Raw genomic sequence first — 17,287 nt, forward strand, 5'->3', positions numbered from 1 at the left:
TGTGTTTACGCTCCGTAAGTTTTTGAGTGTAAATCAGTTTGACGCCGACCTTTTCTAGGCATATCATTTCAACACGAATTAATCGTGCTGAATTATTTTGTTTGGCTAATTAAATGACCACAGATCAACACTACGATTTACGAATTTTGCGGGCGTTGCGCCAGATTACGCGCTCCATTGCCTTGCATTCCAGGCAGTTGTCGGCCTACAGCAATATCACGGCCCCGCAGTTAATTTGCCTGCGCACCATCATCGAGAAAGGTCCACTGACTGCGACGGCCATCAGCCGCGAGATGCATGTCAGCCCCAGTACCGTTGTAGGGATTCTGGATCGTTTGGAAGATAAAAAACTGGTGCTGCGTGAACGTGGCCGCGAAGACCGTCGCATTGTGTTTGTCAGTGCGACACCGGAAGGGGTGACCCTGGCACGCGATACGCCGTCCCCCTTGCAGAAGAAATTGTCCGATGCGCTCAATGAACTGCCCGAGCTGGAGCAGGCCACCATGACCTTGTCCTTGGAGCGCATTGTCCGTTTACTGGATTCCGACCCCGATGTTGTGCTGGAAACGGGCGAGTCGGTCTCGCCTTTGCTTGAGGTCCCGGAAGGGGATGTTCCCCCTGAATCCGGGTTGGTGGTTTGACGGATCAGCCTGCGACGGGCGGCTCGGTCAGCAGTGTGTCTGCTGCCGATCCGGCCCCCAGTGAGCCGTCGCTGGTATTGCGCGCCCCCTTGCTGCGTGATGCCGCTGCAATCCATCAGCTGATCGCAGAGTGCCCGCCACTGGATCTGAATTCTGAATACCTCTATTTGTTGCTCAGCGAGCATTTTTCCCAGACCTGCGTTGTCGCGCAGCGCGGGGAACACATAGACGGTTTCATCTCTGCCTACTTTCTCCCCGACCGCCCCGATGTGCTCTTTGTATGGCAGGTCGCCGTGCATCAGCGTGCTCGTGGGCAGCGCTTGGGACAAGCCATGCTCGATCATCTGAAACAGCGCTTGAGCGGGCGTGCCTGGCGCTATCTGGAAACAACGGTGAGCCCCGGCAACCTGGCCTCGCGTGGCCTGTTTGCCGCGATGGCCCGGCGCTGGGAAGCGCCCATGCAGGAAAAGGAATTTTTCGACACCGCCTTGTTTGCCGATCAGGCACACGAGGCAGAACCCCTATTACGAATCGGCCCCTTGGACTCTGGATAAGGGGACTTTACGCAAAAGAGCGGTTGAGCCGGTCTGGTTCGGTGATGGTTGTTTGTCGGCTCAAGACACACCGCTCTATAACTAGGAGAGGAAATATGACTGATTTAAAAATATTCGACCGGATGGAGTCTGAAGTAAGAGGCTACGTCCGGTCCTTTCCGGTCATTTTCAATAAGGCCCGAGGCTCGGTCTTGGAGGACGAGTCAGGTAGGCAATACATCGATTTTTTCAGTGGGGCCGGTACGCTCAATTACGGGCATAACAATCCCCAGCTGAAAGAAAAGCTGATTGAATACCTGAACACCGACGGTCTGGTACACGGTTTGGACATGGCCACCAGCGCCAAGAAGTATTTTCTGGAAACGGTGGACAAAGTTCTGCTCAAACCGCGCGGTTGGGACTACCGTTTGCAGTTTACCGGTCCTACCGGCACCAATGCAGTGGAGGCTGCGTTGAAGCTGGCTCGCCAAGTGAAAGGCCGCCAGAATGTGATTTCCTTTACGCACGGTTTCCACGGCGTCAGCACGGGTTCCCTGGCAGTGACGGCGAATTCCAAGTTTCGTAATGCAGCCGGTGTGGCTTTGGGCAATACGTCCTTCATGCCATACGACGGGTACTTGGGCCCAGACGTCAACACGATGGCTTACCTGGAACGCTTGCTGGAAGACCCCAGCAGTGGGCTGGACCATCCTGCCGCGGTCATCGTGGAAACCGTGCAAGGTGAAGGGGGCGTGAACGTAGCCACACAGCGTTGGCTGCGTGAATTGCAGCGCCTGTGCCGCGAGCACGATATGTTGCTGATCGTGGATGATATCCAGGTCGGTTGTGGCCGTACCGGTCGCTTCTTCAGCTTTGAACAAGCCGGTATCAGCCCTGACATCATCACCTTGTCCAAATCCCTATCTGGTTTTGGCCTGCCCATGTCGCTGGTCTTGATGCGTCCTGAATTGGATGTGTGGAAGCCGGGCGCGCATAACGGCACCTTCCGTGGCAACAACCTGGCTTTTGTGACCGCCGCCCAGGCGCTGGAAAGCTATTGGGCTGACGAGCAGTTTGAAGCTGAAATTCAGAGCAAAGAGCGTCAAGTGCGTGATTGGCTGGAAAACCTGGTGCACAGCTATCCGGATCGCGGCTTGAGTGTGCGCGGTCGTGGCCTGATTCAAGGTTTGGTCACGCCTCCCGGACAAGGTTTGGCTAACGAGATTGCGGCTCAGTCTTTCAAGCAAGGCTTAGTTATTGAAACGTCGGGTGCGCATGACGAAGTGCTGAAACTCTTGCCTGCTTTGACGATCAGTAATGAAGAGCTGACGCAGGGTCTGGACATCATCGAACGCAGTGTGGCCCAGTGCTTGTCCAAGCGCGGTTCGCAGGCCAAGATTTTGAAGATTGGAGGTGCACGCTAATGTTGGTGAAGAACGTACAAGATGTGATTGGAACCCGCGACGAAGTGCGCACAGATACTTGGGTAAGCCGCCGTGTTTTGCTCAAGAAAGACGGTATGGGTTTTTCCTTTCACGAAACCGTTATTTTCCCCGGCACCGAGACACATATCCATTACCAGAACCATCTGGAAGCGGTGTGGTGCATCGAGGGTGATGGCGAGATCGAAACCGTTGCCGACGGCAAGAAATACGATCTGGGCCCCGGCGTGGTCTACGCCCTGGACCAGCACGATGAACACTATCTGCGCGGTGGCAAAGAGCCGCTGCGGGTGATTTGTGTGTTCAATCCTCCCCTGACCGGTCAGGAAGTTCACGATGAGAAAGGGGTTTACCCAGCCATCGTTGACGACTAAAGAAGCAAGGAGAGCATCATGACAGTGACCATGAGCGATCTGTACACATCCCGTACAGAGCGAACGGCGGCCATCGTCAGCCGCCAGGAGCCGGTGGTTTATCCGGACCCGGTAGGTAGCCAGCCCCTGAATAAAGCCCAGTTGCGCGAGTACGAGGACAACGGGTTTTTGCTGCTGCCTGACTTGTTCAATGCGCAAGAGGTACAGGCATTGCTGGGTAATGTGCAGGCCATGAGCACGGACCCTGGTATTTTGTCGCGCGAAGAGGCCGTGGTGGAAAAAGGCAGTCAGGCGGTGCGCTCGATTTTTCGGGTACATGAGCTAAGCGAGCTGATCGCCCGCCTGGTACGTGATCCGCGTGTGCTGGATGTGGCTCGTCAGATTCTGGGCTCAGAGGTCTATGTGCATCAATCGCGCGCCAATATGAAGCCCGGCTTTACGGGTAAAGAGTTTTATTGGCACTCGGACTTTGAGACCTGGCATATTGAAGACGGCATGCCGCAGATGCGTGCGCTAAGCTGCTCGGTACTGCTGACGGACAATAATGTGTGCAATGGGCCCTTGATGCTGGTTCCTGGCTCACACCGTCAGTACATCTCGTGCACCGGCCAGACTCCGGATGACCACTACAAAGAGTCTTTGCGCAAACAGGAGTACGGCGTGCCCGATCCTATCAGCTTGCGTTTGTTGGTGGATCAAGGTGGTATTGAAGCCATCACGGCCAAAGCCGGTTCGGTGATCTTTTTTGACTGCAATACCTTGCACGGTTCGGCCAGCAATATTTCCCCTTGGCCGCGAGCCAATGTGTTCACGGTCTATAACAGTGTGGAAAATTGCGTGGGTGATCCCAAGCAGGGACTGACTCCGCGGCCACCTCATGTGGCCACGCGTGGACAGTTTCCGGTACTGACTCCCTTAACCGGGTCTTTACTGGAATCTTAAGTATGACCGTCTGTGCCTTGTGTGCAGACTGAGCCGGATAAGACGCTCCCTGGAATTCATCCTGGGAGCGTTTTTTTATGGGTAACGATAGCCGGAAGGGTGGGGCGCTGCTGTGAACATGACGAAGCTATTTGAAAACGGATTAACAACAGTTTTTTTATTTTCATCCGGGTAATATTGACTGGTTAATATCATCCGGGTAAAAATAGCATCTTTCTACTTGAAAGCGTGGTTTGCCATGACAAGGATTTATCCCCATACCTATACCAGCTTCATGGGCCACCGCCGCATCGCGTCCGGTCCCATACTTGCGAATGTATTGGCTGTTAAAAAAGTGCTGGAAAGCAAAACTAATGATCCGGTTCTGATCTTTGACGATGTGACAGGCAGCTTTGTGGATGTGAATACACAAGGTACGCCAGAGGAGCTGGCCCAGCGTTATGCGCCTCTCAGCACCCCGGAGCCAGAAGCAGTACAAAGTGAAGCGGATGTTGACGCCCCCCGTGGGCGGGGCCGCCCCAAGCTAGGTGTTGTTGCACGCGAAGTAACCTTGCTGCCACGGCATTGGGACTGGCTGGCGACCCAGACCGGAGGCGCCTCAGTGGCTTTGCGCAAGCTGGTTGAAGAGGCGCGACGCGCCAGCGCGGTCAAAGATCAGCGCCGTCAGGCGCAGGAACGCACGTATAACTTCATGACGGCTATTGGTGGCGATTTGCCCGGCTTTGAAGAAGCGATGCGAGCCTTGTTTGCCAATGAGCTAGAGCGCTTTAAAGAACTACTGGCTGTCTGGCCTGAAGATGTCCGGGATCATGCCCTGCAACTGGCGCAAGTTTCGGTTTCCGCTTCAGCCGAATAAGACATTAGCAAAGCGTTGATGGCTGTTTTCCACAAGCCCCGCTCGTCGGCGGGGCTTGTTTATTTATTTACTAGGGGCGGAGCTGCTGTGATAGCCCAGCAACTGGGACAGTTCGGTGGCCGCGCTGCTCACCGTGTTGACCAGCACAGAAGTATCCAGCTCACCGGAACGCAGATAACTGACCGGGATGGTCACCCCCAGAGCGGCCACGATATGGCCCTGTTTATTGCGTATGGGGACGGCTGCGCTACCGACCTCAGGCTCAAAATAGCCTTCGTCGTATCCGTAGCCGCGTTCCGCATCTTGGCGGATGAGCTCGTACAGCATGGCTGTCGTGGTGGGGGTACGTTCAGAAAACCGGGGCAGTGTGTCCTCGGGATACAGCTGCAGCAAATCAGCTGGCTTCATATCACTTAAGAGCACCCGTCCCAGCAGGGTGGCATGCAAGGGCAAACGGGTGCCTACATGCACGGTGCTGACAAATGGGGTGGGGGCGGCCACTTTACTAATAATGACGGCGCTATGTTCGTCTTGAATCGCCAGGTTGCACGACAGCCCGGTCTGATCTCGCACACGCTCCAAGATGGGGGTGCCCAATTGGGTCAACTCCAGGGAGGCTAAATACTCAAATCCCAATCGCAAAATGGCCATGCCCAATTTGTAGGTGTGGCCGCCTTCCACGCGCTGTACAAAGCCCAGGTTCTCCAGCGTTGCCAACAACCGGAAGGTTGTGGTGCGGGGAAGTTCCAGCCTTTTGGCCAGCTCGGGCGCCGTCAAGGTCTGCTCATTCCGGTTGAATTCGAATAACAAACGCAGGCCGCGCTCCAGCCCAGGCACGGTGTAGTTTTGTTGTGCCGGCAAAGTCGTACTCATAAGCTCTCTTCGGTGTTGGTCACAGCGGATTAGTTGATGTGGCTAAGTATAAGAGTGGGGGGCGTCATTGTGACAGACAGCGCTTTGTCTGCCTGAAGTGATTCATGCCTAAAGGGTTTCTACTTATGTCTTTCGAAGTTTAAATGATTTTATACTTCCTGTTCCTAATATAAAACAGCATTCCATTAGTGAAACAAAAGGAAGTGGGGATGAGCAAAGGACGAGTGGGGGTAGTAGCAGGGGTATTGGCCATGGCATGTGCCGGGTCCGGTGCAGCCTTGGCGCAGCAAAGCAGCGTGCAGCTATATGGTTTGCTGGATAGCGGCCTGCTTTTGGAAAAACAGTTGGACGACAGCAAGAATTTTGGGATGGCCAGTGGTATTGCGGGTCAATCGCGTTTTGGTATTCGCGGCAGCGAAGACCTGGGCAATGGTTATTCCGTGACCTTCCAGATGGAAGGCGGCTTGTTGACCACAACGGGTAATTCCACCCAGGGCCGTCTTTTTGGGCGGCAAGCAACCTTGGGCTTAAAGGGTGGTTTTGGTGAGCTGAAGTTTGGCCGTCAAACCGTTTTTGGCTATTCGTGGACGCCCTTTATTGCCAGCCCGTTTGGCGTGGCCTGGTCCGGTAACGGCATCGGTTCCACCTTTGGATATAAAAGCGGCGACTACGGTGCAGATGGCCGCTTAAGCAATGCCGTTACCTACCAAACCCCCATTGTTGGCGGGCTTGAGGCCGGGATTGGCTACAGCTTTTCGACTGCTGATGAACAGTCCTTTGGCTCGTCCAATAACAACCGTGTACTGACCGCTGGCTTGCGTTATAGCAATGGTCCCTTGAAAGCAGCTGTGACTTACGAGCGCTTGAACCCGATTAAAGACAGCAATAATCGCAAGGCGCAAAACTTGCAGTTCGGTTTGTCCTACGACTTTGGCGTCGTGCGTTTGTTCAGCGGCTATAACGAGCAGCGCAACATTAACCTGAACCCGGCGCCTGGCTATGTGAAATCAGGCGGCGATAAAGACCGCGCCTTTACGCTTGGCGCATCCATTCCTACCGGAAAAAGAGGCACGGCCATGCTGAGCTATCAGCGCGCCATGCTCTCGAACAATGGCGGTTTTGCCGCAGGCTACCGTTATCAGCTCTCTAAACGCACCAATGTCTACGCGATGGGCAACGTGTACAGCGTGCGTAACCACTTTATTGACGAAAAACAGCGCAAACACCAGCTCGGTGTTGGGCTGCAGCATTCATTTTGATTGATTTGATGTTTTGGAAGTAGAAAGGAAAGCCATGAGTGATATGACAACAGAACAAATCGTGCCGGTTCCCGATCAGGAATCTCCCCTATTTGCGAGCTGGAAGCGTCCACAAGACAAAAGTCTGCAAGATTGGATTGAATCACGCATTGCTCGCCGCAAAACCCGTCAGTACGATTGGAATGCACTGGGCTGGCAAGCAGAGGTGGACCCTACTTACCGCCGTGCGCAAACCCGCTACATCGGTACAGGCGCAGCGGGCGTGACCCATGACGACAACGTCATTCCGGCAGAACATTTCACTTTCTCCACCATGATTTTGCCTGCAGGTTGTGAAGGCCCCTTGCATGTGCATCACGACGTTGAAGAAGCTTTTTTCATTTTACGTGGCGACAGCATCCGTCTATTCCTGGAATATAAGGGCGAGCGTTGCGAAGTGGTGTTGAACGAACGTGACGTTATTTCGGTGCCACCGGGTGTGTACCGTGGATTGCGCAACGAAGGCCAAGAAGAGTCCTTGATGTGCGTGATGCTGGGGGCGAACCGGCCTGATTTGCCTGACTACCCTGAAGACCATCCGCTGACGGCCGCCAAGAAGCTGCGTATGCAGGCAAAGGCCGCTGCGCAAAACAAGCAGCCTACCTAAATCCTATCAAGGAGAGATCCCATATGAACCGCAGGAAATTTCTGGTTTATAGCGCCGGCGCCTTGGGGGCAATGAGTTTGCCCCTGAGCTCCAGCGTGGCCTTTGCCAAGGCAAGGGGTACCTATACTTACCTGACCCCTTTCACACTGTCTTTGGCCTTTGCGCCTGTCTTGTACGCCAGCGCGTCGGGTGGGTTCGAGAAACTGGGCGTGAACGTCAAAGTGGAAGTAGGCAGGGGTGCCGGTCAAGCTATCCAGTTGGTTGCGGCCAAGCAGGTAGAAGCTGGCCGTACCGGTGGTGCCAACTATCTGGCCGCCCGCGCCCAAGACAACTCTGATGTTCTGGCCTTTGGCACGGTGTCGCAGATTTCACCTTTCGTGGTGATTTCCTCCGAAAGCCATCCTGTCCGGGACGTGAAAGAGCTGGCCGGTAAAGTGGTTGGCGTGGCGTCATTCGGCGGTTCTATGGAGGCCACCTTGAATTTGATGCTGGCCAAAGCGGGTGTGGACCCCAAGTCGGTGCGTCGTGAGCGTGTTGCTGACGGCCCGGCGTCATTCGCGATGGTAGAAGCAGGCCGTATTGCCGCATTTTTTGGCAATGCCAGTACGGTATCGCGCCTGCGCGCTGCAGAACTGCCTTTGGTGGCGCTGGCTGTGGATGACGGTGTGCCAGGTCAAGTCTATGTGGCCAGCGAAGAGGATCTGGAATCCAACCGCGAACAGCACGTCGCATTTTTGCAAGGCACCCGTACTGCGATTTTGGCTATGGCGGATATGGACGACGCGCAGTTGCTGGAGGTCATCCGGACCATTGCTCGTCGCTTTGATGTGCCTGGTATTGAAAAAGAAGACATTGCCCTGGGCGACCTTAAAGGCAACCGTGAGTTGTGGTTGGCGCACGGCAAAGAAAATGTCTTGCGTAATGTGCCTGAACAGTGGGATGAAGCGACTCGCTTGTTGCGGGGTGCCGGTCTGATGAAGGAAACCTCCAGACAGCTCTATACCAATGCCATCTGGGAGTCTACCGTTGTCTGAGCTAGCAAAAAATCCGTCCACTGACGCACAGCCCATCGTTCGTTTTGACAATGTTTCCAAGCATTTTGAGACCTCTACAGGTACGACCATTGCTTTGCAAAACATTAACCAGCACATCATGGCCGGTGAGTTTGTGGCGGTAATTGGTCCATCAGGCTGCGGCAAGTCTACCTTGTTGCGCTTGTTATGTGGTTTGGAACAGCCCACCTCCGGGCAGGTGAACTGGCCCGCTACTGCCGACAAGAAAACGCCCGATATCGGTGTGGCATTTCAAGAGCACCGGCTTTTGCCCTGGATGAATATCCAGAAAAACATCTTGCTGCCCAAGCTGATGCAAAAAGGCAGTTTCAGTGCTGAGGATGAAAAGCGAGCGCTGTTGCTGTGCGACATGGTGGGCTTGAAGGGCTTTGAAACCAAAGGCCCGGCCGAGCTGTCCGGCGGGATGCGTCAACGCGCGTCTTTTGCACGCGCCCTGTTTTCCCAGCCCGATTTATTGCTGCTGGATGAACCGTTTGGGGCCTTGGATGCCTTGACCCGGGAAAAAATCATTGCTGATGCAGAGCGTATTTGGATGGACCAGAAATTTGGTGCTTTCCTGATTACGCACTCTATTAGTGAAGCTGTGCACTTGGCGGATCGGGTCATTGTGATGTCAGCGCGCCCAGGGCGCGTGGTAGCCGAAATTCCTATTACGCTGGAGCGTCCGCGCACAAACTTTTTGGGTGATCCCGAGTTCGCCCGTTTATGTGATGAACTGCGTCAGCATTTGGAGTTGTAAGTGAATCGTCTACTTATTCAAATCATTTCCGTGCTGGTGTTTTTCCTGCTCTGGAAAGCCTATGTCAGTGGCTTTGACGTGTCGCCCCTGGTTTTGCCACCACCGGAAGATGTGTTGCATGCCTTGGTACGACTGATGCAGCGCGATGATACCTACTATCACATCTACACCACTTTGGCCGAGTGCCTGGGAGGCTTTTGTATCGCGGTTATTGTGGGAACGTTGCTGGGGCAGTTGCTGGGCCGGATCGCCATCTTGGATACGATCTTCAAACCCTTTGTGATTGCTTTGCAGCTGACGCCTAAAGTCGCCCTGATTCCCCTGTTCATTTTGTGGTTCGGTTTTGGCATTGAATCCAAGATCATCATCTCGGCGCTGTTGGCATTTTTCCCAGTCTTTTCCAATAGCTACCTGGGTGCTAAGTCTGTTGATACCGGCCTGATTGAAGTGTTCCAGGTGGGTAAGGCAAGTACGTGGCAGCGTTTCAAACTGCTGGTGATCCCTGCCTCCTTGCCCTACATCCTGACGGGTATGGAAATGGCGATTGTGCTGGCCATTATTGGTGCAGTGGTGTCTGAGTTTGTGGCGGGTTCACGTGGCCTGGGCTATTTGGCCACCATCAAGCTGCAGGATCTGGAAGTGGATACCTTGTTTGCCGTTGTGATTCTTTTGGCAATGATCGGTTTTGTGCTGTATTTCACCGTAGGCTCACTGCGTAAAGTCGTGATCCCTTGGCACGAGTCGGCAAAAGCGGCCAAGAAATAAGCCATCGCACGAAAGTAGGAGGCAAAACATGCCACTGAGCACACACAGTGCGATGCGCCAGACGGCTTGCGGTCTGTCGTATTGGGATAACGGGGAGCAGCAAGGCGATGTGTACGTCTTGCTGCACGGCATCAGTTCGGGTGCGGGGCTCTGGGCCAAGCAATTTGCCAGTCAGGCCGGGAAAAACCGGCTGATCGCCTGGGATGCGCCGGGCTATGGCGACAGTGTCGCCTTGGCCTCGGCCACCCCCAGCGCTGCCGATTACGCTCGCGCACTCAAAGCCTTGGTAGACGAAGCGGGCTTGCCCGCCTTCACGCTGGTCGGGCATTCCTTGGGCGCCTTAATGGCCAGTGCTTACGCCTCGCTGTATCCGGAGGATGTGTCGCGCTTGGTGTTGGCCAGCGTGGCACAGGGCTATGGCAAGACCTCGGCAGAGCAGCAACAGCAGGTGTACGAGAAACGTCCGCGCCTGCTCGAAGCGCTGGGCCCGGAAGCCATGGCGCAAGAACGCGGGCCGTTCCTCTTGGGGCAAGCGACACCTCAGAACATGCAGATGGTGACGCAGGCAATGAAACGGCTGCGCCTGGAGGGATTCAAGGCATCGTCCTATCTCTTGGCTTGCGACAGCATCGATGATTACCTGCCGGCTATCCGGGGTGACATAGAGGTCTTGTACGGCACGGAAGATGGCATTACGCCACCTGCCGGGATGCAGGCCTTACAGCAAACGTATCCACAAATGAAATTACAGGCAGTGCCGCAAGCTGGCCATTTGTTGTACGTGGATCAGCCCGCGCTATTTGATCGCCTGGTCTTTGATCATGCCAAGCAGGGCCAGAAGGGGAGCAACACATGAGTTTTCAAGTGAGCGGCAAAGTGGCCGTTGTGACGGGAGGCTCTTCAGGCATAGGTCTGGAAACCGTCCGGCTATTGCTGGAGCAAGGTGCACACGTTGCCTGGTGCGGCAGGGACGCCGTGCGTCTGGAGGATTCCTGGAAAGCGATGGCGGCCTGCTTCGAGCCAGATCGATTGCACATACAGTGCTGCGATGTTTTGGATGCGGATGCCGTCAAACAATTTATTGATCAGGTGGCGCAGCGTTTCGGCGGTGTGGACATGCTGATCAATAACGCAGGCCAGGGCAAAGTAGCCAACTTTGAAGACACCTCGGATGAAGAGTGGATGAGGGAAGTACAGCTGAAGTATTTCAGCGTCCTCAATCCTGTGCGTGCTGCCTTGCCGTATTTACGTCAGTCCGGCATTGCCTCCATTGCCAATGTGAATTCATTGCTGGCGTACAAGCCTGAGCCGCACATGATTGCCACCTCCGCCGCCAGAGCGGGCTTGTTGAATTTGAGCAAAGGTATATCCAAAGAGTTTGTTGCGGCAGGCATTCGAGTGAATTCCATTTTGATTGGCATGGTGGAGTCCGGGCAGTGGCAGCGTCGCTACCTGGATAGATCCGATCCTGATCAAAGCTGGGAGGACTGGCTGGCCGGTATAGCCCGCAAGCGCGGCATACCGATGGGGCGTTTGGGCAAGCCTGTGGAAGCGGCCCGCGCTTTGGTGTTTTTAGCGTCGCCGTTGTCTTCCTACACAACGGGATCAGTGATTGATGTATCTGGCGGATTTAGTCAGGAAATTTAGGGCAGAACGATGAAAAAAGTAGCATTTATTGGCTATGGGGCCATGGCAAAAACGGTGCATGCCCTCTTGCCTGAATCCATTGAGTTGGCATGGGTGATTGTCACTGAGGCCGGTGTGGCCGACACGCAGCAAGAAGTCGGGCCTGCTGTGCAGGTGATCAGCCGCGTGGAGGAGATGGTCGGTACGCCAGACCTGGTGCTGGAGATGGCGGGACAGCCCGGTTTGAAAGCACATGCCAAGGCCATCTTGCAGCGTCAATTGCCCTTGGCGGTGATTTCGGTGGGGGCTTTTGCCGACAGTGCGTTTGAACAGGAAATCCGTGAGTTCGCAATCGCACAAGGCGCACAACTGCAGATTTTGCCAGGGGCCATTGCGGGCATCGATGGCATCGCTGCTGCACGAACAATGGGCCTGGATAGTGTGGTCTATCAGGGGCGCAAAAAACCGGCCAGCTGGAAAGGCAGTTATGCCGAGCAATTGGTCGATCTGGATGCTCTGACGGAAGCGACCGTATTTTTCCGTGGTTCGGCGCGTGAGGCCGCACAGAAGTTTCCGGCGAATGCAAACGTGGCAGCGACCATTGCCTTGGCGGGTGTAGGTATGGATGCGACACAGGTTGAACTGATTGCTGACCCTGCCATGACACGAAACCAGCACCGTATCCGTGTGGAAGGGGCGTTTGGTGAGATGCAAATAGAAATGCAGGGCGTCGCTTTGGCCAGCAATCCTAAAACGTCTACCTTGGCGGCACTGAGTGTGGTGCGCGCTTGCTATCAACTGGGTGACGCCCTAGTCATCTAGGCGGAGAACAACATGAAAGCATTATTTTTGGCCGGCCAGTGGCGGCAAGGCCGGGGGAAGGCTGCGCGCAGCATTTTCCCCGCAGACGGTAGCGTGAATGCCGAATTCTCAACCGCCAGCCTGGAAGATGTGGAAGAGGCTATTCAAGCGGCACATCAGGCCTGGCAAGAGCCATCCTGGCGCAATAGCTTGCCCGTGGAGCGGGCTCGGGTGCTGTACAAAGTGGCCGATCTGATAGAGAAAAATGTGGGCGAGCTGGCTGCTTTGCAAACACGCGACAACGGTAAACCCTTGGCAGAAACGCGCGGTCTGGTGATGAGTGCCGCAGCCACGGCCCGTTATACCGCAGCCTGTCTGGAAACCCTGGATACGGAGCTGACGAATGCCCGATCCAGAGACTGGTTGACCATGAGCGTGCATGAACCCTTGGGCGTGGTGGCCGCCATTACCCCCTGGAACTCGCCTATTGCGTCTGAAGTACAGAAATTGGCACCGGCCCTGGCAGCGGGTAATGCAGTGATCCTGAAACCGGCTGAAGCGACCTCCTTGATCGCTTTGGAACTGGCGCGCTTGTTTGAAGAAGCGGGACTGCCCCCTGGCTTATTAAGCGTGTTGCCGGGTAAGGGTTCAGTGGTGGGGAATGCCATTGTGCAGCATCCACTAGTGAAGAAAATCTCCTTCACAGGCGGGACGAGCACCGGGCGTCAGCTGGCTCATATCGCCGCAGAACGTTTGATTGGCACATCCCTGGAGCTGGGTGGCAAATCGCCGACTGTGGTACTGGAAGATGCTGATCTGGATCTGGCCGTAAATGGCGTGATCTACGGTATTTTCAGTTCCTCAGGACAGGCCTGCATTGCGGGTGCGCGCTTGTTTGTACACGCAAAAGTGTATGAGACCTTTATGCAGCGTCTGGTCGCTAAAACACAAGCGCTGCGTGTGGGGCATCCAGAGCATGCAAGGACTCAAGTTGGCCCATTGATTGACGAGAAACACTTGAATTCGGTTGACGCCTATGTGCGACGGGCCGAGCAAGAGGGCGGGCAGATTGTGGTCGGTGGGCACCGTCTGAGCGACGGTGAACTGGCGCAAGGCAGTTACTACGCGCCTACCATTATTGCCGGGCTGAGCAACCAAGCTAGCGTGTGTCAGGAAGAGATTTTTGGCCCCGTGCTGGTGGTATTGCCGTTTGAGGACGAGCAAGACTTGCTGCAGCAAGCCAATGGCAGCGTGTATGGATTGGCCGCCGGCATTTGGACTGAAAACTACCGCAAGGCTTGGCAATTGGCCAGGGCATTGGACGTAGGCACGGTCTGGATTAATACCTACAAGAAATTCTCTATTTCCACGCCTTTTGGTGGTTTTAAAGAAAGTGGTGTGGGTAGAGAAAAGGGCCGGCTGAGCATTGTGTCCTACATGCAGCAGAAAAGTATTTATATGGGGCTGAGTACACAGCCTGATCCGTGGTGTGAAGGATGAGAGACGCAAACATGACAGAAACCATTTCCGTGGGTGAGGCCATTGCCCGTGTGCTGGAGAACCATCAGGTACGCAATGTGTATGGCGTGATCTCCATTCACAACCTGCCCATTGCAGATGCGCTGGGCCGCCGCAAGCAGGTGCAGTTTGTGTGCGCCAGGGGCGAGGCTGGCAGCGTCACAATGGCCGACGCAGAATCACGTTTCACCGGTTTAGGCGTGGCCCTGACCAGTACCGGAGCAGGAGCGGGTAATGCCGTGGGCTCGCTGATCGAAGCCTGCAACGCTGCCAGTCCTGTGCTGCATTTAACAGGCCAAGTGGAACGCGAGTATCTGGACAGAGACGCCAGTTTTATTCATGAAGCCAAAGACCAGCTGGGGTTCTTGCGTGCGTCCAGTAAAGCGGCCTATCGCATCACGAGTCCTGAAAACGCAGTGGGCATGATTCAAGAGGCCATCCGCGTTGCGACCACCGTACCCATGGGACCGGTGAGTGTCGAGATTCCTATTGATGTGCAGGCGGCACAGATTGCCTGGCCAGTCTCATTGGAACCCGTTTCCCCCTTGCAGTTACCTGCTTTGCTAGAGCGCGACAGAAGTCGTTTGGCCGCAGCCTTGAAAGCGGCAAAACGTCCCATGCTCTGGATAGGGGGCGGAACCCTAAAAGCGGGTGAAGCCGTGCGTCAGTTGGCCGACATGGGCATCCCGGTTGTGTCGTCCACTCATGCGCGTGGTGTCTTGGCAGATAGCCACCCTCGCAGCTTGGGGGCGTTTCACAATGCTGCCGAAGTGGAAACCTTGTTGGCCGACGCGGATCTGGTCTTGGTGGTCGGTTCGCGTTTGCGCAGCAATGAAACCAAAACCTATTCCATCCAGTTTCCTGCCAACACCATACAAATTGATGCGAACCCGGCGGCTCAGCAGCGCAACTACGCCATCAGCCAGTTTGTATGTGCAGAGGCCAAGGAAGCCTTGACGGCATTGGTGCAGGATTTGCAAGGTCACAGCTTTGTCGATACGGCCTATGAGGCTGCAATTACCCAGGCCCGTGAAGCCGCCATCTCCCAGTTGACCGAACAGTTGGGGCCGTATGCAGAGCTGTGTTTTGCACTGCGTGCTGCCATGCCCGAGGATGCGATCTTGGTGCGTGATATCACCATGTCGGGCAGTACCTGGGGCAGTCGCCTGTTCCCCGTGCAAGCACCTTTGCAAAACATTCATTCCCTGGCGGGAGCCATCGGTTTGGGCTTGGCACACGCGATCGGAACCGCTAAAGCGAACCTGGACAAGAAAGTGGTGGCGCTGGTGGGCGATGGTGGCTTGATGCTGGGTATTGGTGAAATGGCCACCATGGTTCAAGAGCAAAGCAATCTGGTTTTGCTGGTGATGAATGACGGTGGTTATGGCGTGATGCGCGGCATCCAGAAGCGTTATTTTGACGACCGGCAGTATTACAACCAACTGCATACGCCCAGCTACCGTGATGTGGGCAGTGCAATGGGATGCCAAAGCTATCTGGTGTCTTCATTGGATGAGTTCAAAACGGTGATGCAGCAGGCCATCGAGCATCAAGGACCATCCGTTGTTGAAGTGGACATGCACAGCATTGGGCCGCTGAATTTCGCCGGCCCACCACAGAAAAAGCTGTACTAATCTGCTCTGTGAAAACGGGGTGGCCTGCATAAGCAGGCCACCCCGTTTCAGTCTACTCAGAAATAATAAAAAAGCAGGGCAGCGGATCAGGCTGCCTGAATAAAGTTGCTCAAAAACGCTTGGGTACGTGCTTCCTGGGGGTTGCAGAAGACTTGCTCTGGCGGGCCGGATTCCACGATCACGCCTTTATCGAAAAAGCAGACCCGGTCCGACACTTCCTTGGCAAACTGCATTTCGTGGGTCACCAGCAAGATCGTCAGATCCTGTTCTTGGCTGAGCTTTTGGATTACTCCCAGCACCTCGCCCACCAACTCCGGGTCCAGTGCGGATGTCGGCTCATCAAAGAGCAAAATATTCGGTTCCATGGCCAGAGCACGGGCAATGCCCACTCGCTGTTGCTGGCCACCCGAAAGCTGGCTGGGAAACTTGTCCGCATGATCAATCAGGCCCACCAGATCCAGATACTTGGTGGCCCGTTCGCGGGCCTGTTCTTTGGATAAGCCCAGCACGTGAGTCGGTGCTTCGGTGACGTTACGCATCACCGTCATATGGGGGAACAGATTGAACTGCTGGAACACCATGCCCATTTCCTTGCGCATTTCGCGCAGGTGATTCTGGCTGGCAGGCACCAGTTTGTTGTCGACCCGCTCGTGCCAGAGCGGTTTGCCTGCCACGGTGATCAGGCCTTCATCAATGGTTTCCAGCGTCATCAAAATACGCAGCACGGTGGATTTGCCTGAACCGGAGGGGCCGATAATGGTGACTTTTTCTCCGGGCTCCACCTGAAAGTTCAAGGCATCCAGCACGGTCACGTCACCAAATTTTTTGGTGACGTTTTCAAATTGAATAATGGGGCTTTCAGTTGCGCTAGTCATCGTAGTGGTATTCCTTGCTTGGGCAAACGCCGGTCAAGCGTGCGTACCCCGGCCGAAGCCAAGAGGGTGAGCAGCAAATACAGGCCGCCCACCATGGATAGGGGAATGATGTAGTTAAAGGTGCGGTCGCCAATAATCTTGGCCACGTTCAGCATTTCCAACACCGACACCACGGACAGAACGGGCACGTCCTTCATGATGGACACCAGGTAGTTGCCCATAGCGGGAATAATGCGCGGGATGGCCTGGGGCAGGGTGATGACCATAAAGGTGCGCAAGGGGGAAATATCCAGCGCCCGTGCGGCCTCTGTCTGGCCGTGTGTGACGGACTCCAACCCGGCGCGATAGACCTCGGACAGGTAGGCGCTGTACTGCACGCCCAAGGCCAGTGCACCGGTTAAAAAGGCCGGCAGCACAATGCCGTAGTCCGGCAGCACGTAGTACAGGAAAAACAATTGCACCAGCAAAGGGGTGTCGCGCAAGAACTCGGTCAGCACGTAGGCGGGCCAGGAAATCAGGCGCAGGCGCACGCTTTTCAGGCCCGCCAGAATCAAGCCCAGCACAGCGGCCACGCCAAAACCCAGTACCGCCGCTTGGACGGTCACCCACAGGCCTTTCAAAAGGATGGGCAGGATGGAGAGGGCAAAGGCTCCATTGCTGCTGGTGTCCCATTCAATACCAAACAGCATG

At 55.2% G+C, this 17,287-nt stretch carries 19 protein-coding genes; 16 read left to right on the forward strand and 3 right to left on the reverse strand.

Going from position 1 to position 17,287, the window contains the following annotated elements; genetic code table 11:
• Positions 1 to 113: 113 nt before the first annotated feature.
• From AC1RSM_RS02055 to AC1RSM_RS02080, 6 genes are all read left to right on the forward strand, one after another.
• Positions 114 to 641, forward strand: coding sequence for a MarR family winged helix-turn-helix transcriptional regulator (locus AC1RSM_RS02055; protein WP_492928985.1), 528 nt, complete (start codon positions 114 to 116; stop codon positions 639 to 641).
• Positions 638 to 1,195 carry a diaminobutyrate acetyltransferase gene (gene ectA, locus AC1RSM_RS02060; RefSeq protein WP_492928987.1) on the forward strand — a complete coding sequence of 186 codons (558 nt, stop codon included), beginning with the start codon at positions 638 to 640 and terminating at the stop codon, positions 1,193 to 1,195. Before AC1RSM_RS02055 ends, ectA begins: the two co-directional genes overlap by 4 nt.
• Positions 1,196 to 1,290: 95 nt before the next feature.
• Positions 1,291 to 2,598, forward strand: a complete 1,308-nt coding sequence (ectB, locus tag AC1RSM_RS02065) for a diaminobutyrate--2-oxoglutarate transaminase (protein ID WP_492928990.1) — start codon at positions 1,291 to 1,293, stop codon at positions 2,596 to 2,598.
• Positions 2,598 to 2,990 carry an ectoine synthase gene (locus AC1RSM_RS02070; protein WP_492928992.1) on the forward strand — a complete coding sequence of 131 codons (393 nt, stop codon included), beginning with the start codon at positions 2,598 to 2,600 and terminating at the stop codon, positions 2,988 to 2,990. Before ectB ends, AC1RSM_RS02070 begins: the two co-directional genes overlap by 1 nt.
• An 18-nt stretch (positions 2,991 to 3,008) precedes the next feature.
• Positions 3,009 to 3,932, forward strand: coding sequence for an ectoine hydroxylase (thpD, locus tag AC1RSM_RS02075; RefSeq protein WP_492928994.1), 924 nt, complete (start codon positions 3,009 to 3,011; stop codon positions 3,930 to 3,932).
• A 238-nt stretch (positions 3,933 to 4,170) separates the two neighbouring features.
• The gene (locus AC1RSM_RS02080; RefSeq protein WP_492928996.1) at positions 4,171 to 4,788 is read left to right on the forward strand and encodes a DUF2239 family protein; all 618 of its coding nucleotides are present in this window, start codon (positions 4,171 to 4,173) and stop codon (positions 4,786 to 4,788) included.
• Positions 4,789 to 4,851: 63 nt separating this feature from the next.
• Here AC1RSM_RS02080 and AC1RSM_RS02085 read toward each other — a convergent pair whose 3' ends face one another.
• Entirely contained in the window at positions 4,852 to 5,661 is an 810-nt protein-coding gene (locus AC1RSM_RS02085) for an IclR family transcriptional regulator (protein ID WP_492928998.1), read from the reverse strand.
• Positions 5,662 to 5,870: 209 nt separating this feature from the next.
• Here AC1RSM_RS02085 and AC1RSM_RS02090 point away from each other — a divergent pair, with 209 nt between their 5' ends.
• The 10 genes from AC1RSM_RS02090 to AC1RSM_RS02135 are packed head-to-tail and all read left to right on the forward strand — an operon-like array spanning position 5,871 to position 15,722.
• Positions 5,871 to 6,920 carry a porin gene (locus tag AC1RSM_RS02090; RefSeq protein ID WP_492929000.1) on the forward strand — a complete coding sequence of 350 codons (1,050 nt, stop codon included), beginning with the start codon at positions 5,871 to 5,873 and terminating at the stop codon, positions 6,918 to 6,920.
• Between the two features lie 43 nt (positions 6,921 to 6,963).
• Positions 6,964 to 7,566, forward strand: a complete 603-nt coding sequence (locus AC1RSM_RS02095) for a cupin domain-containing protein (RefSeq protein ID WP_492931413.1) — start codon at positions 6,964 to 6,966, stop codon at positions 7,564 to 7,566.
• 23 nt (positions 7,567 to 7,589) lie between these two features.
• Positions 7,590 to 8,600 carry an ABC transporter substrate-binding protein gene (locus tag AC1RSM_RS02100; protein WP_492929001.1) on the forward strand — a complete coding sequence of 337 codons (1,011 nt, stop codon included), beginning with the start codon at positions 7,590 to 7,592 and terminating at the stop codon, positions 8,598 to 8,600.
• Positions 8,593 to 9,378 carry an ABC transporter ATP-binding protein gene (locus AC1RSM_RS02105; protein WP_492929003.1) on the forward strand — a complete coding sequence of 262 codons (786 nt, stop codon included), beginning with the start codon at positions 8,593 to 8,595 and terminating at the stop codon, positions 9,376 to 9,378. Before AC1RSM_RS02100 ends, AC1RSM_RS02105 begins: the two co-directional genes overlap by 8 nt.
• A complete protein-coding gene (locus tag AC1RSM_RS02110; RefSeq protein ID WP_492929005.1) occupies positions 9,379 to 10,143 on the forward strand; it encodes an ABC transporter permease in 765 nt (254 codons plus the stop codon).
• A gap of 28 nt (positions 10,144 to 10,171) precedes the next feature.
• Positions 10,172 to 10,999, forward strand: coding sequence for an alpha/beta fold hydrolase (locus tag AC1RSM_RS02115; RefSeq protein ID WP_492929007.1), 828 nt, complete (start codon positions 10,172 to 10,174; stop codon positions 10,997 to 10,999).
• The gene (locus AC1RSM_RS02120; protein WP_492929010.1) at positions 10,996 to 11,790 is read left to right on the forward strand and encodes an SDR family oxidoreductase; all 795 of its coding nucleotides are present in this window, start codon (positions 10,996 to 10,998) and stop codon (positions 11,788 to 11,790) included. Before AC1RSM_RS02115 ends, AC1RSM_RS02120 begins: the two co-directional genes overlap by 4 nt.
• A gap of 9 nt (positions 11,791 to 11,799) precedes the next feature.
• Positions 11,800 to 12,591 carry an aspartate dehydrogenase gene (locus tag AC1RSM_RS02125; protein ID WP_492929013.1) on the forward strand — a complete coding sequence of 264 codons (792 nt, stop codon included), beginning with the start codon at positions 11,800 to 11,802 and terminating at the stop codon, positions 12,589 to 12,591.
• 12 nt (positions 12,592 to 12,603) lie between these two features.
• Complete coding sequence (locus tag AC1RSM_RS02130) at positions 12,604 to 14,070, forward strand: aldehyde dehydrogenase (protein ID WP_492929017.1); 1,467 nt, start codon at positions 12,604 to 12,606, stop codon at positions 14,068 to 14,070.
• Positions 14,071 to 14,081: 11 nt separating this feature from the next.
• Positions 14,082 to 15,722 carry a thiamine pyrophosphate-binding protein gene (locus AC1RSM_RS02135; protein ID WP_492929019.1) on the forward strand — a complete coding sequence of 547 codons (1,641 nt, stop codon included), beginning with the start codon at positions 14,082 to 14,084 and terminating at the stop codon, positions 15,720 to 15,722.
• Between the two features lie 86 nt (positions 15,723 to 15,808).
• Here AC1RSM_RS02135 and ehuA read toward each other — a convergent pair whose 3' ends face one another.
• Positions 15,809 to 16,597 carry an ectoine/hydroxyectoine ABC transporter ATP-binding protein EhuA gene (ehuA, locus tag AC1RSM_RS02140; RefSeq protein ID WP_492929022.1) on the reverse strand — a complete coding sequence of 263 codons (789 nt, stop codon included), beginning with the start codon at positions 16,595 to 16,597 and terminating at the stop codon, positions 15,809 to 15,811.
• Complete coding sequence (ehuD, locus tag AC1RSM_RS02145; RefSeq protein WP_492929024.1) at positions 16,594 to 17,286, reverse strand: ectoine/hydroxyectoine ABC transporter permease subunit EhuD; 693 nt, start codon at positions 17,284 to 17,286, stop codon at positions 16,594 to 16,596. Before ehuD ends, ehuA begins: the two co-directional genes overlap by 4 nt.
• Position 17,287: the final 1 nt, after the last annotated feature.

This window comes from Alcaligenes sp. GW821-FHT11D07 (assembly GCF_058808495.1).